Here is a 20756-nt window from a genome sequence, read left to right on the forward strand (position 1 = left end):
TGATCCCACCCATGCGTAGGTCCCGTACCGTCGCGTTGACCGCCGTGGCCGCTGCCGCGGTCCTGGTCGTCACCGGCTGCTCGTCCAGCCCGAAGAGCGCCAGCGGAAGCTCCAACTCGGCCGACTCCAACGGTGGCGGCGCCGACGCGGCCACCAAGCAGATCGTCAACGCCTCGGACAAGAAGGGCGGGACGGTCACCTACGAGATGAAGGGCACCCCGGACTCCCTCGACCCGGGCAACACCTACTACGCCTACATCTACAACTTCTCGCGCCTGTACGGGCGTCCGCTGACCACCTTCAACCCGGCCGCCGGCGCGGACGGCAACAAGCTGGTCCCGGACCTCGCCGAGTCGCTGGGCCAGCCCAGCGCGGACGGCCTGACCTGGACGTACAAGCTGCGCGCCGGCCTCAAGTACGACGACGGCACCCCGATCAGCTCCAAGGACGTCAAGTACGCCGTGGAGCGCTCGAACTTCGCGCCCGAGGTGAACTCCAACGGCCCGACGTACTTCCACGACCTGCTGGTCGACAACCCCACGCCGTACCAGGGTCCGTACAAGGACAAGACCGGCGACCTCAAGTCGATCGAGACGCCGGACGACACCACGATCGTCTTCCACCTGCAGCACCCCTTCGCGGACTTCGACTACCTGGTCAGCGCCCCGCAGACGGTGCCGGTCCCGCAGGCCAAGGACACCGGTGCCGACTACGTGAAGCACGTCGTCTCCTCGGGCACCTACAAGTTCCAGTCCTACGAGGACGGCAAGCAGGCCGTCCTGGTCCCGAACACCAACTGGGACAAGAGCACCGACCCGATCCGCAAGCAGCTCGCGGACAAGATCGTGCTCAAGATGAACATCGACCAGGCCACCATCGACAAGGACCTGCTGGCCGGCAACGCCCAGGTCGACCTGGTCGGCGGCGGCGTCGACCCGCAGACCCAGGCGCAGATCCTGCGCGACCCGAAGCTCAAGGCGAAGACCGACAACGCCTACGGCGGCCGCCTGGTCTACATGGCGATCAACACCAAGGTCGCGCCGTTCGACAACATCGAGTGCCGCAAGGCCGTCCAGTTCGCGGTCGACAAGGTCGCGGTGCAGACCGCGCTCGGCGGCCCGATCCGCGGCCAGGTGGCCAACACCGTGCTCCCGCCGGACATCCCGGGCCACCAGGACTTCAACCTGTTCGAGACCAAGGACAACAAGGGCGACCAGGCCAAGGCCAAGGACGCCCTGAAGGCCTGCGGCAAGGACGGCGGCTTCACCACCGTGCTGTCCGCCCGCACCGAGCGCGCGACCGAGGTCGCCGCGGCCACCGCGATCCAGGCGCAGCTCAAGAACATCGGCATCAACGCCGAGATCCAGCAGTTCCCGCAGGGCAAGTACCTGACCGACTCGGCCGGTGCGCCGCAGTACACCCAGGACCACAACATCGGTCTGATGATGATGCAGTGGGGCGCCGACTGGCCGACCGGCTACGGCTTCCTGCAGCAGATCGTCGACGGCCGCGCGATCAAGGCCTCCGGCAACAGCAACCTGGCCCAGCTGAACGACCCGGCCGTCAACAAGATGCTGGACGACGCCGCGGTCAACCCGGACCGGGCCGCCCGCGAGAAGATCTACGGCGACATCGACAAGAAGGTCATGGAGAACGCGGTGTACGTCCCGCTGACGGACTTCAAGGTCTTCCTGTACCGCCCGGACAGCGCCACCAACCTGGCGTCCACCCCGGCCTTCTCGGGTGAGTACGACTACCTGAACATCGGCACCACCAAGTAAAGAGCCTGGCTCCGCATCCCTGAAGGCAGGTGAAGGCAGCGGCGCCCGCCGCCGTCCGGAAGATCCCGGACGGCGGCGGGCCGCCGGAGCCGCCCAACTGTGTTTGCCTACATCATCCGCAGGATCCTCGCGGCCGCGGCGCTGCTGGTCGTCGTCAGCGCGGTCACCTTCGCGATCTTCTTCCTGCTCCCGCGCATCGCCGGCGAGACCACCGACCAGCTGGCCGCGCAGTACATCGGGAAGAACCCCTCGCCCGAGGCGATCCAGGCGGTCAAGCAGAACCTCGGCTTCGACCAGCCGCTGTACACCCAGTACTGGAACTTCCTCAAGGCGCTGGTCACCGGCGCCGAGTACAAGTTCGGCCCGGAACCGGCCACCTGCCACGTGCCCTGCTTCGGCTACTCCTTCAAGAACCACCTGGAGGTCTGGCCGGAGATGACCAGCCGGATCCCGGTCACCATCTCGCTCGCCATCGGCGCGGCGGTGCTCTGGCTGGTCTCCGGCGTCACCACCGGCGTGATCTCCGCCCTCAAGCCGCGCTCGATCTTCGACCGGCTCTCCATGGGCATCGCCCTGGCCGGCGTCTCGCTCCCGGTCTTCTTCACCGGCGCCCTGCTGCTGACCGTGTTCAGCTACGAGTGGCCGATCCTGGACAACCTGGAGTACGTCGACTTCTCCGCCGACCCGCTGATGTGGGCCCGCAACCTGATCCTCCCGTGGGTCTCGCTGGCCTTCCTCTACTCCGCGCTCTACGCCCGGCTCACCCGCGCCGGAATGCTGGAGACGATGAGCGAGGACTACATCCGCACCGCCCGGGCCAAGGGCCTGGCCGAGCGCAAGGTGGTGGTCAAGCACGGCCTGCGCTCCGCGCTCACCCCGATCGTCACCATCTTCGGCATGGACCTCGGTCTGCTGCTCGGCGGTGCGCTGATCACCGAGCAGGTCTTCTCGCTCAAGGGCATCGGCCAGTTCGCCGTCCAGGCGATCTCCGACAACGACCTGCCCAAGATCCTCGGCGTCACCCTGCTGGCCGCCTTCTTCATCGTCGCCTGCAACCTCGTGGTCGACCTCCTGTACGCCCTCGTCGACCCCCGCGTGAGGCTCTCGTGACCGACCTCCAGAAGAACCCGGCGGACGCCGCGTCCAACTCTCCGGGCGACCCCTTCCTGTCCGTGCGCGACCTGCGGATCCACTTCGACACCGACGACGGCCTGGTCCGCTCGGTGGACGGGGTCAGCTTCGACCTGCACAAGGGCCGCACCCTCGGCATCGTCGGCGAGTCCGGCTCCGGGAAGTCCGTCACCTCGCTCGGCATCATGGGCCTGCACCGCTCCAAGCGGGCCCGGATCAGCGGCGAGATCCGGCTGGACGGCGAGGACCTGATCGCGGCCGGGCCCGACCGGGTGCGCCAACTGCGCGGCCGGGAACTGGCGATGATCTTCCAGGACCCGCTGACCGCGATGCACCCCTACTACACGGTGGGGCAGCAGATCGTCGAGGCCTACCGGGTGCACCACCCCCAGGCCTCCAAGCGGCAGGCCAGGACCCGCGCGATCGAGATGCTCGACCGGGTCGGCATCCCGCAGCCGGACCGCCGGGTGGACGACTACCCGCACCAGTTCTCCGGCGGCATGCGCCAGCGCGCCATGATCGCCATGGCCCTGGTCAACGACCCCTCGCTGCTGATCGCCGACGAGCCCACCACCGCCCTGGACGTCACCGTCCAGGCGCAGATCCTGGACCTCATCCGGGACCTCCAGCAGGAGTTCGGCTCCGCCGTCATCATCATCACCCACGACCTCGGGGTGGTCGCCGAGCTCGCCGACGACATCCTGGTCATGTACGGCGGCAAGTGCATCGAGCGCGGGCCCGCCGAGACCCTCTTCGACGCGCCCGAACACCCCTACACCTGGGGCCTGCTGGGCTCGATGCCGCGCCTGGACCGGGAACTGCAGGACCGGCTGGTGCCGGTCCGGGGCACCCCGCCCAGCCTGATCAACGTGCCGTCCGGCTGCGCCTTCCACCCGCGCTGCCCGTACGCCGACCTGACCGGCGGGCGCTCCACGGGCGAGGTCCCGGTGCTGACCGAGGCCGCGCCCGGGCACTTCGCGGCCTGCCACCTGGCGGCCGACGAGCGGCACCGCATCTTCGCCGAAGAGATCGCGCCCCGGCTGTGAGCCCGGCCCCGTACCACCATTCTGGAGAGAACCGATGACGGACACTCAGGGGGCCACCATCCCTGCACCGGCGCCCGCCCCCGAGCGCGAGCCGCTGTTGAAGGTCACCGGCCTGACCCGGCACTTCCCGATCCGCGGCGGACTGCTGCGGCGCCAGACCGGCGCGGTGCGGGCCGTCGACGGCATCGACTTCACCGTCAACGCCGGCGAGACGCTGGGCGTCGTCGGCGAGTCCGGCTGCGGCAAGTCGACGATGGGGCGGCTGGTCACCCGGCTCGACGAACCCACCGGCGGGACGGTCGAGTTCGAGGGCACCGACATCACCCACCTGGGCACCGGGGCGATGCGGCCGCTGCGCCGCGACATCCAGATGATCTTCCAGGACCCGTACTCCTCGCTGAACCCGCGGCACACCGTCGGCACCATCGTCAGCGCGCCGTTCAAGCTGCAGGGGGTCCACCCCGAGGGCGGCGTCAAGAAGGCCGTCCAGGACCTGCTGGAGCTGTGCGGGCTCAGCCCCGAGCACTACAACCGCTACCCGCACGAGTTCTCCGGCGGCCAGCGCCAGCGCATCGGCATCGCCCGGGCGCTCGCGCTCAAGCCGAAGATGATCATCGCGGACGAGCCGGTCTCGGCGCTGGACGTGTCGATCCAGGCGCAGGTGGTCAACCTGCTCGACGACCTCCAGCAGGAGCTCGGCCTGACCTACCTGATCATCGCGCACGACCTCTCGGTGGTCCGGCACGTCTCCGACCGGGTGGCGGTGATGTACCTCGGCAAGATCGTCGAGATCGCCGACCGCGACTCGCTCTACCGCAGCCCGATGCACCCGTACACCACCGCCCTGATGTCGGCCGTCCCGGTGCCGGACCCGCGCCGGCGCCAGCAGGGCGGGCGCGAGCGGATCCTGCTCAAGGGCGACGTGCCCTCGCCGATCAACCCGCCCAGCGGCTGCCGGTTCCGCACCCGCTGCTGGAAGGCGCAGGACGTGTGCGCGAGCCAGGAACCGCCGCTGACGGCACTGCGGACCGGCCACCAGGTGGCGTGCCACTTCCCCGAGGGGACCGAGGGGAACGATTAGGCACAGCCCCGAGAACGTCTGAGCACTCGGGCACCGACGAGAAGAGGCCGCCCGCCCCCGGGTCCCGGGGGCGGGCGGCCTCACGTCGTGCGGGCGGCGGGTGTCAGCCGCGCCCGGCGCCGTCCAGGACGGGCCGTGCCGCGGCCTCCGCGGCCGGGTCGGCCGGCTGCGGCTCGCGCGCCGCCGGGGCGGCCGGGGCGGCCGGGGCGGCCGGGCGGGCCGACGGCAGCTCGGCCGGGAAGCGGCGGTTCAGCGCCTTGATCGCCTTGCGGCCCAGGTTCTGGAACGGGATCTCGACCAGGCGGTAGCTGAGGTAGCTGATCACCAGCAGGGCGGCCATCAGCCCGAAGAACTGCAGGCTGCGGTCCTGCCAGGAGGTGAAGGGCGGACGGCCCTCCAGCTTCCAGTTCATGAAGTGGATGATCGGGTTGTGCAGCAGGTACACCGAGTAGCTGATCGAGCCGGTCCAGGTCAGCCAGCGCGGGAAGCGGCGGTGGCGCAGCAGCATGCCGATCGCGAAGACGACCCAGGCGCCCAGGTAGGCGCCGGAGAACGACTGCCAGGACTCGCTCCAGGTCCGCCACAGCGCGTTGTCGCGGTTGTACATGAAGCCGCACAGGACGCCCGAGGTGAGGACGAAGCCGCAGCACAGCAGCGCCGGCAGGCGGTCGATCTGGCCGTGCTCCAGCCGGTACAGCACCGTCCCGGAGAACATGGTGGCGAAGATCAGCAGGGTCTCGAAGGCGGCGGAGCGGCCGTTCAGCACGACCAGCACCAGGCCCAGGCCGCCGAGCATCGTCCCGCCCCAGCGGGTCAGGTCGACCCGGCCGGTGAGGAAGCAGACCATCGCGGTGATCACGATGACCAGGACGGCCACCGTCAGGTGCCGGTTGGCGGGCAGGCCGCCGTCGGCGGTGAGCAGGCCGAGCGGCAGCCACGAGCCGAGCAGCAGCGCGGCGCCGGCGAAGCCGATCGCGAGCGGGGCGCTCTTCTTGTGCTTGCCGTTGACGAACAGGGCCGTCACGAAGAAGTAGAAGATCATCTCGTAGGTGAGCGTCCACATCACCCCGATGAGGTTCGGGACGCCCGTGAGGTCCTGCACCATCGGGGCGTTGCCCACCACCGAGAGCAGCGGGTGGTCGAAGGCGAAGGCCTGGATGACCGAGTGGTTGCGGGGCAGGATCAGCAGGCTCAGCAGCGCGGTGACGATCACCACCGGGTAGATCCGGAAGTACCGGCCCGCCCAGAACGAGCGCACGTCGCCGCGCCGCTCCAGCGAGGCCGGGATGATGTACCCGCTCACCAGGAAGAAGAGCATCACGCCGAAGATGCCCGGATCCCCGAAATTGCGCGGCGCGTGGTCGATGTGGAGCCAGTAGAACGGCAGCGCGAAGTGGTAGATCGCCACGGAGAGCGCGGCTATGCCGCGCAGGGCGTCGAGCCAGCCGAGCCTCGACGAGGCTGCTGGGGCGGCACCCGCTGCGGCACGGGTGTTCTGGCGGCGTGGGAATGCGCGTCCGGTGAGCTTCACACGCGGGAGGTTAGCGGAGTGGGGCGGGGGTACACCCGTTCGGGCCGGGAAGGCCCCGTCCGCGAGACGGTTTCATCCGGACTGTGACCGGTGTCGGGAACGGCCGGGTGGATCGGGTACACATGGACGGTGAGTTCGCAGATCTTCCCCTCCGACGTGCAGCAATCGTTGGACCTCGTCGGTATCTTCGTCTTCGCCCTCTCCGGGGCGCTGCTCGCCGTCCGCAAGAACATGGACATCTTCGGGATCTGCGTGTTGGCGGAGGTCACGGCCCTCGGTGGCGGGGTGATGCGCGACCTGGTGATCGGCGCCACCCCGGTGGCGGCGTTCACCAACCTCGGCTACTTCGTCACCCCGCTGGCCGCCGGCCTCGTGGTGTTCTTCCTGCACCCCGAGGTCGAGCGGATCAACCGCTCCGTGCAGACCCTGGACGCCCTCGGCCTCGGCCTGTTCTGCGTCACCGGCACCGCCAAGGCGCACGACTACGGGCTCGGCGCCGTCGCCTCGATCGCGCTCGGCATGGTGACCGCGGCCGGCGGCGGGGTGATCCGCGACGTGCTGGCCGGGGAGATCCCCTCGCTGCTGCGCTGGGACCGTGAGATCTACGCCGTCCCGGCCCTGGTCGGCGCCGCTCTGGTGGCCGTGCTGATCGGGGCCGACCGGCTCACCGGCGCCACCGGCACCGCCGCCGCGCTCACCGCCTTCGTCCTGCGGATGCTCGCCCTGAAGTACGGCTGGCGTGCCCCGCGGGCCTGGCACCGCAACGGTTCTCGCACCAGCGAGGAGTAGGCGAGCCGCCGCAGGCCAGCGAGATCGCCTCGGCCGTGCAGAGCAGCTCCGGCAGCATCCGGGCCAGCTCGGCCGGCGGCACCTGGCCGGCCGGGGCGCTCAGCGCGCAGGCCGCGACCGTCCGCCCGCCGCTGCCCGCCACCGGCGCGGCCACGCAGGTCACCGGCTCCCGGTGCTCGGCCGACTCGGCCGCCCAGCCCCGGCGGCGCACCGCCGCCAGCTCGGCCGGCAGCTCCTCCTCACGGACGCCGTCCTCCGGCAGCCCGGCGAGCAGCACCCGCCCGACGGCCGTCCCGGTCACCGGGGCGCGGCGCCCGATCCGCGGCGGCCGGGCGGCCGAGGGCGCGGCCACCTCGTCCAGGTAGAGCACCTCGCCGTCGTGCAGCACGGCCAGCTGGACGGTGTAGCCGCAGCGCGCGTTCAGCGCGGCCAGGTACGGCGCGGCGACCTGCCGGACGTCGAAGTCCTCCAGCGCCCGGTGCGCCAGCGACAGCACCCGGCCGCCGACCCGGTAGCGCAGGTCGGGCTGGCGCCGGACGAACCCGTGCTCCTCCAGGGTGCGCAGCAGCCGCAGCGCGGTGGACTTGTGCACCCCGAGGCTGCTCGCGGCCTGCTCCAGCGAGAGCGGCCCGTCGCCGAGCGAACCGAGCAGGGTCAGCGCGCGGTCGACCGACTGCGACATGGCGCCCCCTGGAACGCTGGAACCCGATGGAGAAGTGGCCGTCAGGCTAACCGCTGGGCGGCGCAGTGGTACAAACCAGTGCCGGACGCCGGCGTCCGCCGGCCGCGGCCGTGGCCGGATCGGTGCGCACCCGGGCCCGGGCCTGGTGGGGCCCCGGGGCATGCCCTCTACAATCGGATGGTTATGCCATACCTGGACCATGCGGCGACCACGCCGATGCTGCCCGAGGCGATCGCCGCGATGTCGGCGCACCTGGGGGTGGTCGGCAACGCCTCGTCCCTGCACGCGGCCGGCCGCCGGGCCCGCCGGGTGGTCGAGGAGTCCCGCGAGTCGCTGGCCGAGTCGCTGGGCGCCCGCCCGAGCGAGATCGTGCTCACCGGCGGCGGCACGGAATCCGACAACCTCGCGGTCAAGGGCCTCTACTGGGCCCGCCGGGACGCCGACCCGGCCCGCACCCGGGTGCTGTCCAGCCCGGTCGAGCACCACGCCGTGCTGGACGCGGTGCACTGGCTCTCCGAGCACGAGGGCGCGACGGTCGAGTACCTGCCGGTGGACGCACTGGGCCGGGTGCACCCCGGGGCGCTGCGCGCCGCGATCGAGCGCGACCCCGGCTCCGTCGCCCTGGTCACCGTGATGTGGGCCAACAACGAGGTCGGCACCGTCCAGCCGGTGCGCGAACTCGCCGCCGTGGCGGCCGAGTACGGCATCCCGATGCACGCCGACGCGGTGCAGGCGCTCGGTCAGGTCCCGGTCTCCTTCGCCGACTCCGGCCTCACCGCGCTCACCGTCACCGGGCACAAGATCGGCGGCCCGTTCGGCATCGGCGCCCTGCTGCTCTCCCGCGGCGCCACGCCCGTACCGCTGCTGCACGGCGGCGGCCAGGAGCGCGACGTGCGCTCCGGCACCCTGGACGCCCCCGCCGCCGCCGGCTTCGCGGCCGCCGCCGCGCTGGCCGTCGAACGGCGCGAGGAGCACGCGGTGACGCTCGGCGCGCTGCGCGACGAACTGGTCGCCGGGGTGGCCGCGGCCGTCCCGGACGCGGTGCTCAACGGCGACCCGGCGGGGGAGGGGCGGCTGCCCGCCAACGCCCACTACTCCTTCCCCGGCTGCGAGGGCGACGCGCTGCTGATGCTGCTCGACGCCCAGGGCATCGAGTGCTCCACCGGCTCGGCCTGCTCGGCCGGGGTGCCGCAGCCCAGCCACGTGCTGCTCGCGATGGGCGTCGACCCGCTGCTGGCCCGCGCCTCGCTGCGGTTCTCGCTCGGGCACACCTCGGTGCGCGAGGACGTCACGGCGCTGGTGGCGGCCATCGGCCCGGCGGTGCAGCGGGCCCGCAACGCGGGGCTGGCCTCGGTCCGCCGGTAGTCCCGTCCCTCGGAGCACCGGGGCCCCGGGCATGTCCGGCGGCCCCGTAGGCTTGTACTCACCATGACTGACTTCCCGGGTGCCCCGACCACTCCGTCCACCGGCCGCCTGCGCGTGCTCGCGGCGATGTCCGGCGGGGTCGACTCCGCCGTCGCCGCCGCCCGCGCCGTCGAAGCGGGGCACGAGGTGACGGGCGTGCACCTGGCGCTGTCCGCCAACCCGCAGTCCTTCCGCACCGGCGCGCGCGGCTGCTGCACCATCGAGGACTCCCGGGACGCCTGGCGCGCCGCCGACGTGATCGGCATCCCCTTCTACGTCTGGGACCTCGCCGAGCGCTTCCGCGAGGACGTGATCGACGACTTCGTCGCCGAGTACGCGGCCGGGCGGACCCCGAACCCCTGCCTGCGCTGCAACGAGAAGATCAAGTTCGCCGCGCTGCTGGACAAGGCGATCGCCCTCGGCTTCGACGCCGTCTGCACCGGCCACTACGCCCGCGTCGTCGACCGGCCGGACGGCTCGCGCGAGCTGCACCGCGCCGTGGACGCCGCCAAGGACCAGTCCTACGTCCTCGGCGTGCTCGACGCCGACCAGCTCGCCCACTCCCTCTTCCCGCTCGGCGACACCACCAAGGACGCCATCCGGGCCGAGGCCGAGCAGCGCGGCCTGGCCGTCGCCAAGAAGCCCGACAGCCACGACATCTGCTTCATCGCCGACGGCGACACCCAGGGCTTCCTGGCGCAGCACCTCGGCACCGCCACCGGCGACATCCTCGACGTGGACGGCACCAAGCTCGGCGAGCACGACGGCGCCTACGGCTTCACCATCGGCCAGCGCAAGGGCCTGCGGATCGGCCGCCCGGCCGCCGACGGCAAGCCGCGCTACGTCCTCGACATCTCCCCGGTGAACAACACCGTCACCGTCGGCCCGGTCGAGGGCCTGGACGTCACCGCCCTGACCGCCATCCGCCCCCGCTGGTGCGGCACCGAGCCCCTGGCCGACGGCCGCTACACCGCCCAGCTGCGCGCCCACGGCGAGGAGGTGCCGGTCGCCGCCTCGGTCGTCGACGACACCCTCCACGTCCGCCTCGATACCCCCGCCCGCGGCATCGCCCCCGGCCAGGCCGTCGTCCTCTACGACGGCACCCGCGTCATCGGCTCCGCCACCATCGCCACCACCGAACGCCCGGCGGCGGCGCGGGTCTGAGGGGGTCGCGGGGGGTGTCATCCGGAGGGATGACGGGGCTGGGCCGGGGGGATGAGCGGGGCCGGAGAGGGCATTCGGTCGGCTGATCCGGGGGGTCGGGGCGCGGGCCTACCGTCTGGGACATGACCCGAATCCGCCGCATCGCGGCTGTCGCAGCGCTCGTTCTCGCCCTTCCGCTCCCGCTGGCCGGGGCCGCGTCGGCCGCGCCTTCGCCCACGCCCGCGTCCGCCGCTGTCGCCGCCTTCCACGGCGAGCTGCCCGCCCCGACCGGGCGGTACGCGGCCGGGGAGGAGGTGCTGCGGCTGACCGACCGCAGCCGCACCGATCCGTGGGTGCCCTCCGCCGGGCCGCGGCAGCTGGCCGTGTCGATGTTCTACCCGGCCCGGCAGGGCACCGGTGCGCCGGCCCCGTACATGACCCCCGGCGAGGCACAGGGCTTCCTGGCGACCCGGGTGCCGGCCGGCACCGGGCTCACGGCGCAGGACCTGGTCGACGTCGACACCCACGCCTACACCGGGGCGAAGGCCGCGGGCGGGAGGTTCCCGCTGGTGGTGCTCTCCCCGGGCTTCGAGAACCCGCGCGCCACGCTGACCGGTCTGGCGACCGACCTGGCCGCCCACGGCTACGTGGTGGCGCTGGTCGGCCACACCTACGAGGACTCCGGCGAGACGCTCGCCGACGGCAGCACCCCCGGCTGCGCGCTGTGCGACACCGGCGCGCCGGACTCGCTGCCGGACAGCCGGGCGAAGGACGTCTCCTTCGTCCTGGACCAGCTGACCGGGCAGCACCCGGTGTGGCGCCTGTCCCACCTGATCGACCGGGACCGGGTCGGCATGGCCGGGCACTCGATCGGCGGCGCGTCGACGCTCAACGCGATGGCCGAGGACCGGCGGATCCTGGCCGGGGTGAACATGGACGGAACCTTCTTCCAGCCGGTCCCGGCCGACACGCTCGAGGGCCGCTCGTTCCTGCTGCTCGGGAAGGACAGCAACCACTCCACGAACGGCGGGGACACCTCCTGGGCGCAGACCTGGGCGGGCTGGAAGGGCTACAAGCCCTGGCTGACCGTCGCCGGCACCAACCACGCGAGCTTCACGGACGTCACCGTGCTGGCCGCCGAGGCCGGCCTCCCCGCCCCCGCGGGGTCGACCACCTCGCCGGAGCGCGGGATGCAGCTGACCCGGGAGTACGTCGGGGCCTTCTTCGACCGGACCCTCAAGGGCCTCCACCAGCCCCTGCTGGACGGCCCGTCGGCGGCGAACCCGGAGGTGCTCTTCCAGCACCCGTGACCGTCCCCGGGGCGGCGCCCGTGAGCGCCGCCCCGGGGGGCCGGGCCCGTCCGCCGGGCCCGGCCCCCCGGGGTAAAGCCGGTGAGCGGCGGCGGGCGGACGTGATAGACCGGACGGCATCATGAACATTTGCGTCTTCTGCTCCGCGTACTCGCTCGACGACCGCTACTCCGCCCCCGCCGCCGAATTCGCCCGGCTGCTCGGGGAGGGCGGGCACACCCTGGTCTGGGGCGGCTCCAACGCCGGCCTGATGGGCCTGCTCGCCGACGAGGTGAAGGCGGCCGGCGGCCGACTCGTCGGCGTGCTGGTCGAGATGCTCAGGCACAAGGGATACGACGGTGCCGACGAGCTGGTGATGACCGCCGATCTGGCCGAGCGCAAGCGGGAGTTGGCCGCCCGGGCGGACGCCGTCGTGGTGCTGGTCGGCGGGCTGGGCACGATGGACGAGGTCACCGAGGTGCTGGAGCTCAAGAAGCACGGGATCTTCGACAAGCCGGTCGTCCTGCTGGACACCGAGGGCTTCTACACGGGCCTGCGCACCCAGCTGGAGCGGATGGACGCCGAGGGCTTCCTGCCGCGGCCGCTGGCCGAGCTGGTCGGCTTCGCCGACACGCCGGCCGAGGTCTTCGCGCTGCTCAAGGCCTGAGAGGATCGGGACCATGGCTGCACACCTGATCACCGGTGCCGGTTCCGGCATCGGCGCCGTCCTGACCGAGAAGCTCGCCGAGCGCGGGGACGAACTCTGGCTGCTCGCCCGGGACGCCCGGCGGGCCGGCGAGCTGCGGGACCGCTTCCCCGGCGCCCGCACCCTGGTCGGCGACCTCGGCGACCCCGCCAAGCTGTCCTGGGCCTTCGGGCACCAGGCCCTGCCCGTCGAGCTGGACTCCGTCCTGCACGTGGCCGGCGCGGTGGAGCTGGGCACGGTGGGCGACCTGCCGGTGAAGGCCTGGCAGGACACCCTGAACGTCAACCTGGTCGCCCCCGCCGAGCTGACCCGGCTGCTGCTGCCCTCGCTGCGCCTGGCCAAGGGCCACGTGGTGTTCGTCAACTCCGGCGCCGGCCTCACCGCCCACGCCGAGTGGTCGGCGTACGCGGCCAGCAAGCACGGGCTCAAGGCGCTCGCCGACGCGCTGCGCCAGGAGGAGCACGGGAACGGCGTGCGGGTCACCTCGGTCTACCCGGGCCGCACCGCCACCGCGATGCAGGCCAAGGTGCACCAGCAGGAGGGCAAGGAGTACGACGCCGCCCGCTGGATCGAGCCGGAGTCCGTCGCGAAGGCCGTCCTGGCGGCCCTGGACGCCTCCCGGGACGCCGAGATCACCGACATCACCGTCCGCCCCGGCCGCTGACCGACGGCGCTGGCCGGGACACCGGCGAACGTCGGCGGCGCCGCGCACTAGGCTCGGACGGGTGAGCACCGGACACCCCTTCCCCGACCTGCGCGGCGCCGCCACCGGCGTCGGCTCGCTGCCCGGCACCGACGCCCGGGAGGCCGCCAGGACCTCCACCGGGGCGCTGGAGCAGCTGCCGTTCCTGCCCGAACTGCCCGCCCGCGGACCGGGCGCCGACATGATCGGCCGCAGCGCCGGCCTGCTGGTCGAACTCTTCGCGCAGACCGAGCCCAGCGGCTGGCGGTTCGCCGACCGCCCCGGCCGGGACACCCGCCGCGCCCACTCCTGGCTCGGCGAGGACCTGGACGCCCTGGAGGAGTACACCCAGGGGTACCGGGGGGCGCTCAAGCTCCAGGCCGTCGGCCCCTGGACGCTGGCGGCCGCCATCGAGCTCAAGCACGGCGAGAAGGCGCTCGCCGACCCCGGTGCCTGCCGGGACGTCGCCGGCTCGCTCACGGAGGGGCTGCGCCGCCACCTCGCCGAGGTCCGCAAGCGCGTGCCGGGGGCCGAGGTGGTGCTCCAGCTGGACGAGCCCTCGCTGCCCGCCGTGCTGGCCGGGTCGGTGCGGACCGCCAGCGGCTTCCAGCGGCTGCGCGCCGTCGACCGGCAGGTCGCCGAGGAGGTGCTGCGCGAGCTGATCCGCGGCCTGGACGCGCCGGTCGTGGTGCACTCCTGCGCGCCGGAGGTGCCGGTGCCGCTGCTGCGCCGGGCCGGAGTCGCCGGGATCTCGCTGGACTTCTCCCTCCTCACCGACCGCCAGGACGACGACCTGGGCGAGGCGGTGGAGGGCGGCACGGCGATCCTCGCCGGTGTCGTGCCCTCCGTTGACCAGGCGGTGTCCGACCCGGCCGGTAGTGTCCAGGGGATCAGGACCTTGTGGCGCAGGCTCGGGTTCGCTCCGGAGCTGCTGGGCCGCCGCGTGCTGGTGACGCCGACCTGCGGGCTCGCCGGGGCCTCCCCTGCCTACGCGCGCACGGCGCTGCAGCTCGCTGCGCGGGCGGCGCAGAGCCTGGTGGACAACCCGGAATGAGAACGTAGGAGGGCTTGCGGTGACGGCTGTCGAGGGCTGGGAGGACGTCCCGGCGGAGGTGCGCCGGCGGCACGCCGAGCTGGCGCAGGAGATCACCGACCACCGCGCCCGGTACTACGAGCAGGACGCGCCGGTCGTCAGCGACGCCGAGTTCGACGCGCTGATGCGCGAGCTGGAGGAGCTGGAGGCCGAGCACCCGGCCCTGGTGACGCCGGAGTCGCCGACCCAGCGGGTCGGCGGCGCCCCCACCGCGCTGTTCGCCGCCGTCGAGCACCGCGAGCGGCTGCTCAGCCTGGACAACGCGATGGACGACGAGGAGCTCGGCGCCTGGGCGGACCGGGTCGCCACCGAGCTGCACGGCATCGAGTACCACTACCTGTGCGAGCTCAAGGTGGACGGCCTGGCCGTCAACCTCACCTACGAGAACGGCCAGTTGGTGCAGGCGGCGACCCGCGGCGACGGCCGGGTCGGCGAGGACATCACCGCCAACGTCCGCACCATCAAGGAGATCCCGCACCGGCTCAAGGGCGACGACCTCCCGGCGCTGGTGGAGATCCGCGGCGAGGTCTACTTCCCGACCGAGGAGTTCGACGCGCTCAACGCCTCGTTCGCGGCGGAGAACGAGCGCCGCCGGCAGGAGAACGAGGAGCGCGCCGAGGAGGGCAAGCGGCCCCGGGCGATGATCCGGCTGTTCATGAACCCCCGCAACGCCGCCGCCGGTTCGCTGCGCCAGAAGGACCCGCACGTCACCGCCTCCCGCCCGCTGCACATGGTGGTGCACGGCATCGGCGCCCGGGTCGGCTTCGACATCGACAACCAGTCGCACGCCTACCGGCTGCTGCACGACTGGGGCCTGCCCACCGCCCGGCACAACAAGGTGGTCGGCACGCTGGCCGACGTGCGCGCCTTCATCAAGTACTTCGGCGAGCAGCGGCACTCGGTCGAGCACGAGATCGACGGCGTCGTGGTCAAGGTGGACGAGATCGCCCTCCAGGGCCGGCTCGGCGCCACCTCCAAGTCCCCGCGCTGGGCGATCGCCTGGAAGTACCCGCCGGAGGAGGTCACCGGCAAGCTGGCCGAGATCAAGGTCGGCGTCGGGCGCACCGGCCGGGCCACCCCGTACGCGGTGCTGGCCGAGCCGGTGAAGGTGGCCGGCTCGATGGTGCAGTACGCGACGCTGCACAACCAGGACGTGGTCAAGGCCAAGGACGTCCTGCTCGGCGACACCGTGGTGCTGCGCAAGGCCGGTGACGTCATCCCGGAGATCCTCGGCCCGGTCTACGACCTGCGGGACGGTACCGAGCAGGCCTTCGTGATGCCCTCGCACTGCCCGGAGTGCGCCGCCGAGCTGCGCCCGATGTCCGAGGGGGACATCGACCTGCGCTGCCCGAACGCCCAGCACTGCCCGGCCCAGATCCGGGAGCGGATCGCCTTCCTCGGCGGCCGGCAGTGCCTGGACGTCGAGGGGCTGGGCTACGTCGCGGCGACCGCGCTGACCCAGCCGCTGGAGCCGGCCGAGGCCCCGGTGCACAACGAGGGGGACGTCTTCGGGCTGACGGCGGAGCAGCTGCTGCCGATCAAGGTGCTGGTGCGCGACCAGAAGACCGGCATGCCCAAGCTGGACGACCGGACGGGCAAGGAGAAGGAGGTCTTCTTCTTCGCCACGACCAAGGGCGAGCCGAAGAAGTCGCTGCAGACCCTGCTGGACAACCTGGAGGGGGCGAAGGACCGCCCGCTCTGGCGCTTCCTGAACGGCCTGTCGATCCGGCACGTGGGCCCGGTGGCGGCGCAGGAGCTGGCGCGCGAGTTCCGTGACCTGGACCGGGTCTTCTCGGCCACCGAGGAGGAGTTGGCGGCGGTCGAGGGCGTGGGCCCGACCATCGCCCGCTCGATCCGGGAGTGGTTCGAGGAGGAGTGGCACCGGGAGATCCTGGAGAAGTGGCGGGCCGCCGGGGTCCGCTTCGTCGAGGAGTTCGCGGACGAGGAGGAGGCGGAGCGCCCGCTGGAGGGCCTGACCGTGGTCGTCACCGGGACGCTGGCGGGCCACACCCGGGACGGCGCCAAGGAGGCGCTGACCTCGCGTGGAGCGAAGGTGACCGGTTCGGTTTCGAAGAAGACCGACTTCGTGGTCGCCGGTGATAACCCAGGGTCCAAGTATGACAAGGCAGTTCAGCTCGGCCTGCCGGTCCTGGACGACGCGGGCTTCGCGGTGCTGCTCGCCGACGGACCGTCTGCCGCCCGCGCCCACCTGGGACTTCCGGAGCCCGCCGCGGCGGAGGAGGTCGTCGAGGCACCCGCGGAGGGCTGACCCCGGGCGGACCCGGGCGGCCGCCGGCCGGATCCGGGTTGTTATCGTCCTGATGCGGCGTCACCGGGTGCCGCCCGGTGAAAGCGGGCATTGTGTCACTGTGCGACACCCGGGCGCGGTGGCGCGTTTCCGGTTGTCCGAAAGTCTGCCCACCGGGGAGACCCCGGCATACCCTGGAGCGCAACAGAGTGTCAGCAGGGGTGGGGGCACCGGCCGAGCCGGTGCTCCTCGGGGTCGCTCCATGCCCGGCAGCTGTCGGTACCGGCACGGTGCCTCACCGTAAGGCGGCCTGACGGGGCGGGCCCGACGGAGGACAGGGCTTATGGATCGTTCGACCGGCGGCGCGCCCACACGCCCGCCGCAGGGGGTGGCAGGTGCGGTCCTGCTGCTCGGCGTGCTGCTGGCCGGAGCCGCGCCGCTCATCCCGCTGGCCGTCCTGGTCTACCGGTTCGAACCCGAACTGCTGCCGCTGTTCGCGGTACCGCTGGCCGTCCTGGTGGCGGCCTGGCGGATCGCCCGGGACCGGGCCCGCGACCAGCTGACCGATCCCCTGACGGATCTGCCCAACCGTCAGGCCTTGCTGCTGGCCGCCCAGGAGGCGATCGTCGAGCGCGAGGAAGGGTACAGCGTCGGTCTCATCCTGCTTGACCTCGACCGCTTCCGATCACTCAACGACACACTTGGTCATACGGCCGGTGACCGCCTCCTGGTTCACATCGCCCGCCGGCTGCACCGGGCGCTGCGTTCCGGCGGCCCGGCCGGCAGCGCCACCCGGGAGTCCATCGACGACGTCTTCGCCGGCCTGCCCCGGCACTACCGGCGCGGACGCCCCATGGTGGCCCGGATGGGCGGCGACGAGTTCGCCGTCCTGCTCCCCGGCATCAACTGCCCCGACAGCCTGGAGCGGGTCGCCAAGGCCCTGATCGCCGAACTCGCCGCGCCGATCCGGCTGGACGGCCTGCTGCTGGTGCTGGAGGCCAGCGCCGGCGTCTGCGTCTACCCGCAGGGCGCCCAGGACGCCGAGTCGCTGCTGCGCCGCGCCGACGTGGCGATGGGCCACGCCCAGCGCGAGTGCAGCGGGGTCGCCCAGTACGACGAGACCCAGGACGCCGACACCCCGTACCGGATCGGCCTGCTCGGGGACCTCCGCCGGGCCCTGGAGACCGGCGAGGTGCAGCTGCACTACCAGCCGAAGGTGGCCTTCGACGGCCGGGTGGTCGGCCTGGAGGCCCTGCTGCGCTGGGAGCGGCCCGGACAGGGGAAGGTCTCCCCGGACGAGTTCGTCGGGCTCGCCGAGTCCAGCGGACTGATGCCCCGGCTCACCGACTACGTGCTGGAGGCGGCGGTCGGCCAGCTCGCCTACTGGCGCGAGCAGGGCCTCCAGGTGCAGGTCGCGGTCAACGTCTCGCCGCGCGACGTGCTCAACCCCGGCTTCGCCCAGCGCGTCGCCGGGCACCTGGTCCGCCACCAGGTGCCGGCCCACGCGCTCCAGCTGGAGATCACCGAGCGGCTGCTGCTGGACGACTCCCGGCGCGCCGCCGACACCCTGGCGGAACTGCGCGGCTACGGCGTCGGGATGTCCCTGGACGACTTCGGCACCGGGCACTCCTCGCTGGTGCGGCTGCGCAGCCTGCCGGTCGGCGAGCTCAAGATCGACCGTTCCTTCGTCTCCCGGATGGTCGCCGACGACCACGACGCGGCGGTGGTCCGCTGCTCGGTCGAGCTGGCCCACTCGCTCGGCCTGACCGTGGTCGCCGAGGGCGTCGAGGACGACGAGACCTGGGAGCGGCTGCACTGCATGGGCGTGGACGCCGTCCAGGGCTGGCTGGTGTCCGCCGCGCTGCCCGCCGAGCAGGCCACCGCCTGGCTGCGGGTGCACCGCACCACCGGCGCCCCGACGGTGGAGCGGCTCGGCGCGCCGCCGCAGCTCCCGTCGATCATCAAGCCGGTCGACCGCGCCGCCGCGGTCAAGCCGGCCGACCGGCCGTCCCCGCTGTCGCCGGTGCGGCCGCCGACCCTCCCGCCGGTGCTGCCGCCCGCCCTGCAGGCCGGGCAGCGCGGCCAGGCGCTGCCCGCCGCGCAGGTCGGCTTCCAGACGCCGGGCGCGCAGGGTTGGGCCCGTACCGGGCCGCAGTAGCGGCGGGGGTGACGGGGGCGACGGGGACGGTAACGGGGCCGCAGGTCCACTCGTTGGCCGGTGGCCGGGCCGGGCCCCATAGGATGGGGTCCAAAGACCACGAGGACGGAGCGCCGAACCCGGCTGCTCCTGCCCGGGCCCGGCACCGCCGCAGGCGTCGCCGGGTCTCACCAGAACTCACCCTGAGGATCGCTGCATGCCTGGCATCACGCGCGAGGAGGTCGCCCACCTCGCCCGGCTGTCGCGTCTTGAGCTGAAGCCCGAAGAGCTGGACCACTTCGCCGAGCAGCTCGACGTGATCATCGGCGCGGTCGCCCGCGTTTCCGAGGTCGCCGGACAGGACGTCCCGCCGACCTCCCACCCGCTGCCGCTGACCAACGTCATGCGCGCGGACGAGGTGCGACCGTCGCTGACCCCGGAGCAGGCGCTGTCCGGCGCCCCCGCCGCCGAGGAGCAGCGTTTCCGTGTGCCGCAGATCCTCGGGGAGGACTGACCGAGATGACCGAGCTGATCAAGTACACCGCGGCCGAGACCGCGGGCGCCATCGCCAAGGGTGAGGTCTCCGCCGTCGAGGTCGCCCAGGCGCACCTGGACCGCATCGAGGCCGTCGACAAGAAGGTCAACGCCTTCCTGCACGTCGACACCGAGGGCGCGCTGGCCGCCGCCAGGGCCGTCGACGACAAGCGCGCCAAGGGCGAGGAGCTGGGCCCGCTGGCCGGCGTCCCGCTCGCGCTCAAGGACGTCTTCACCACCAAGGGCATCCCGACCACCTGCGGGTCCAAGATGCTCGAGGGCTGGATCCCGCCCTACGACGCCACCCTGACCACCCGTCTCAAGGACGCGGGCGTGGTCATCCTCGGCAAGACCAACATGGACGAGTTCGCGATGGGCTCCTCCACCGAGAACTCGGCCTACGGTCCGACCGGCAACCCGTGGGACCTCACCCGCATCCCGGGCGGCTCCGGCGGCGGTTCGGCCGCCGCGCTGGCCGCCTTCGAGGCCCCGCTGGCGATCGGCACCGACACCGGCGGCTCGATCCGCCAGCCCGGCGCCGTCACCGGCACCGTCGGCGTCAAGCCGACCTACGGCTCGGTGTCCCGCTACGGCCTGGTCGCCTTCTCCAGCAGCCTGGACCAGGGCGGCCCGTGCGCCCGCACGGTGCTGGACGCGGCCCTGCTGCACGAGGCCATCGCCGGCCACGACCCGCTGGACTCCACCTCGATCGACGCGCCCGTCCCGGCCGTGGTCGAGGCCGCGAGGATGCGCGACGTCCGCGGCATGCGGATCGGCGTCGTCAAGGAGTTCGCCGGCGAGGGCTACCAGGCCGGCGTGATGCAGCGCTTCGACGAGTCGGTGGAGCTGCTGCGCGAGCTGGGCGCCGAGGTCGTCGAGGTGTCCTGCCCGTCCTTCACCCTGGCGCTGCCGGCGTACTACCTGATCGCGCCGTCGGAGTGCTCCTCCAACCTGGCCCGCTTCGACGCCATGCGCTACGGCCTGCGGGTCGGCGACGACGGCTCGCGCTCGGCCGAGGAGGTCACCGCGCTGACCCGCGAGGCCGGCTTCGGCGACGAGGTCAAGCGCCGCATCATCCTGGGCACCTACGCCCTCTCCTCGGGCTACTACGACGCCTACTACGGCTCGGCCCAGAAGGTCCGCACGCTCATCTCGCGGGACTTCGACGCCGCCTTCGCCGGTGTGGACGTGCTGGTCTCGCCGACCACGCCGACCACCGCCTTCCCGATCGGCGAGCGCGCCGACGACCCGATGGCGATGTACCTGGCCGACCTGTGCACGATCCCGTCCAACCTGGCGGGCAACGCGGCCATGTCGCTGCCGGTCGGCCTGGCGCCGGAGGACAATCTCCCGGTCGGCCTGCAGATCATCGCTCCCGCGATGGCGGACGACCGCCTGTACCGCGTGGGCGGTGCCGTCGAGGCCGCACTCAACGACAAGTGGGGGCACACCCTGCTGGAGGAGGTACCGGCACTGTGA

16 protein-coding genes and 1 pseudogene are annotated in these 20756 nt (G+C 72.5%); 15 read left to right on the forward strand and 2 right to left on the reverse strand.

Annotated elements, in window-relative coordinates:
- Positions 1 to 11: 11 nt before the first annotated feature.
- The 4 genes from ACFC1T_RS23600 to ACFC1T_RS23615 all read left to right on the forward strand — a co-directional run bounded on the left by ACFC1T_RS23600 (position 12) and on the right by ACFC1T_RS23615 (position 5039).
- Entirely contained in the window at positions 12 to 1781 is a 1770-nt protein-coding gene (locus ACFC1T_RS23600) for an ABC transporter substrate-binding protein (protein WP_375891533.1), read from the forward strand.
- A 99-nt stretch (positions 1782 to 1880) separates the two neighbouring features.
- Positions 1881 to 2891, forward strand: a complete 1011-nt coding sequence (locus ACFC1T_RS23605) for an ABC transporter permease (RefSeq protein ID WP_375891534.1) — start codon at positions 1881 to 1883, stop codon at positions 2889 to 2891.
- Complete coding sequence (locus ACFC1T_RS23610; protein ID WP_375891535.1) at positions 2888 to 3958, forward strand: ABC transporter ATP-binding protein; 1071 nt, start codon at positions 2888 to 2890, stop codon at positions 3956 to 3958. The genes ACFC1T_RS23605 and ACFC1T_RS23610 overlap by 4 nt, the downstream gene beginning before the upstream one ends.
- A 34-nt stretch (positions 3959 to 3992) precedes the next feature.
- Positions 3993 to 5039, forward strand: a complete 1047-nt coding sequence (locus ACFC1T_RS23615; protein WP_375891536.1) for an ABC transporter ATP-binding protein — start codon at positions 3993 to 3995, stop codon at positions 5037 to 5039.
- A gap of 103 nt (positions 5040 to 5142) precedes the next feature.
- Here ACFC1T_RS23615 and ACFC1T_RS23620 read toward each other — a convergent pair whose 3' ends face one another.
- Positions 5143 to 6570, reverse strand: a complete 1428-nt coding sequence (locus ACFC1T_RS23620; protein ID WP_375891537.1) for an acyltransferase family protein — start codon at positions 6568 to 6570, stop codon at positions 5143 to 5145.
- Between the two features lie 129 nt (positions 6571 to 6699).
- Here ACFC1T_RS23620 and ACFC1T_RS23625 point away from each other — a divergent pair, with 129 nt between their 5' ends.
- A complete protein-coding gene (locus ACFC1T_RS23625; protein ID WP_375891538.1) occupies positions 6700 to 7359 on the forward strand; it encodes a trimeric intracellular cation channel family protein in 660 nt (219 codons plus the stop codon).
- Here ACFC1T_RS23625 and ACFC1T_RS23630 read toward each other — a convergent pair.
- A complete protein-coding gene (locus ACFC1T_RS23630; RefSeq protein WP_375891539.1) occupies positions 7265 to 8041 on the reverse strand; it encodes an IclR family transcriptional regulator in 777 nt (258 codons plus the stop codon). The genes ACFC1T_RS23625 and ACFC1T_RS23630 overlap by 95 nt on opposite strands.
- 183 nt (positions 8042 to 8224) lie before the next feature.
- Between ACFC1T_RS23630 and ACFC1T_RS23635 the strand changes: the two genes are divergently transcribed.
- The 10 genes and pseudogenes from ACFC1T_RS23635 (at position 8225) to gatA (ending at position 20756) form a co-directional block, all read left to right on the forward strand.
- Complete coding sequence (locus ACFC1T_RS23635; protein WP_375891540.1) at positions 8225 to 9406, forward strand: cysteine desulfurase family protein; 1182 nt, start codon at positions 8225 to 8227, stop codon at positions 9404 to 9406.
- A 63-nt stretch (positions 9407 to 9469) separates the two neighbouring features.
- A complete protein-coding gene (gene mnmA / locus ACFC1T_RS23640) occupies positions 9470 to 10609 on the forward strand; it encodes a tRNA 2-thiouridine(34) synthase MnmA (protein ID WP_375891541.1) in 1140 nt (379 codons plus the stop codon).
- A gap of 122 nt (positions 10610 to 10731) precedes the next feature.
- A complete protein-coding gene (locus ACFC1T_RS23645) occupies positions 10732 to 11898 on the forward strand; it encodes an alpha/beta hydrolase family protein (RefSeq protein ID WP_375891542.1) in 1167 nt (388 codons plus the stop codon).
- Positions 11899 to 12019: 121 nt separating this feature from the next.
- Positions 12020 to 12544, forward strand: coding sequence for a TIGR00730 family Rossman fold protein (locus tag ACFC1T_RS23650; RefSeq protein WP_375891543.1), 525 nt, complete (start codon positions 12020 to 12022; stop codon positions 12542 to 12544).
- Between the two features lie 13 nt (positions 12545 to 12557).
- Positions 12558 to 13247, forward strand: a complete 690-nt coding sequence (locus ACFC1T_RS23655; RefSeq protein ID WP_375891544.1) for an SDR family oxidoreductase — start codon at positions 12558 to 12560, stop codon at positions 13245 to 13247.
- Between the two features lie 61 nt (positions 13248 to 13308).
- Positions 13309 to 14319, forward strand: a complete 1011-nt coding sequence (locus ACFC1T_RS23660) for a methionine synthase (RefSeq protein WP_375891545.1) — start codon at positions 13309 to 13311, stop codon at positions 14317 to 14319.
- 19 nt (positions 14320 to 14338) lie between these two features.
- Positions 14339 to 16627 (forward strand): NAD-dependent DNA ligase LigA, encoded by a 2289-nt coding sequence (gene ligA, locus ACFC1T_RS23665; protein ID WP_375891546.1) that lies wholly within the window; start codon positions 14339 to 14341, stop codon positions 16625 to 16627.
- A gap of 385 nt (positions 16628 to 17012) precedes the next feature.
- A pseudogene (locus tag ACFC1T_RS23670) lies at positions 17013 to 18764 on the forward strand (putative bifunctional diguanylate cyclase/phosphodiesterase); the annotation flags it as partial.
- Positions 18765 to 18960: 196 nt separating this feature from the next.
- Positions 18961 to 19257, forward strand: a complete 297-nt coding sequence (gatC, locus tag ACFC1T_RS23675) for an Asp-tRNA(Asn)/Glu-tRNA(Gln) amidotransferase subunit GatC (protein ID WP_030057414.1) — start codon at positions 18961 to 18963, stop codon at positions 19255 to 19257.
- 5 nt (positions 19258 to 19262) lie between these two features.
- Positions 19263 to 20756: an Asp-tRNA(Asn)/Glu-tRNA(Gln) amidotransferase subunit GatA gene (gene gatA / locus ACFC1T_RS23680; RefSeq protein ID WP_375891547.1), complete on the forward strand. Its 1494-nt coding sequence runs from the start codon at positions 19263 to 19265 to the stop codon at positions 20754 to 20756.

It is taken from the genome of Kitasatospora sp. NPDC056076, from assembly GCF_042266305.1.
GTDB lineage: Bacteria > Actinomycetota > Actinomycetes > Streptomycetales > Streptomycetaceae > Kitasatospora.

Bases quoted from the DNA above. Each gene is read 5' to 3' on its own strand.
- ACFC1T_RS23630 (WP_375891539.1), bottom strand. From the start codon at position 8,041: ATGTCGCAGTCGGTCGACCGCGCGCTGACCCTGCTCGGTTCGCTCGGC.
- mnmA (WP_375891541.1), top strand. From the start codon at position 9,470: ATGACTGACTTCCCGGGTGCCCCGACCACTCCGTCCACCGGCCGCCTG.
- ACFC1T_RS23600 (WP_375891533.1), top strand. From the start codon at position 12: ATGCGTAGGTCCCGTACCGTCGCGTTGACCGCCGTGGCCGCTGCCGCG.
- ACFC1T_RS23615 (WP_375891536.1), top strand. From the start codon at position 3,993: ATGACGGACACTCAGGGGGCCACCATCCCTGCACCGGCGCCCGCCCCC.
- gatA (WP_375891547.1), top strand. From the start codon at position 19,263: ATGACCGAGCTGATCAAGTACACCGCGGCCGAGACCGCGGGCGCCATC.
- ACFC1T_RS23650 (WP_375891543.1), top strand. From the start codon at position 12,020: ATGAACATTTGCGTCTTCTGCTCCGCGTACTCGCTCGACGACCGCTAC.
- ACFC1T_RS23635 (WP_375891540.1), top strand. From the start codon at position 8,225: ATGCCATACCTGGACCATGCGGCGACCACGCCGATGCTGCCCGAGGCG.
- gatC (WP_030057414.1), top strand. From the start codon at position 18,961: ATGCCTGGCATCACGCGCGAGGAGGTCGCCCACCTCGCCCGGCTGTCG.
- ACFC1T_RS23655 (WP_375891544.1), top strand. From the start codon at position 12,558: ATGGCTGCACACCTGATCACCGGTGCCGGTTCCGGCATCGGCGCCGTC.
- ACFC1T_RS23645 (WP_375891542.1), top strand. From the start codon at position 10,732: ATGACCCGAATCCGCCGCATCGCGGCTGTCGCAGCGCTCGTTCTCGCC.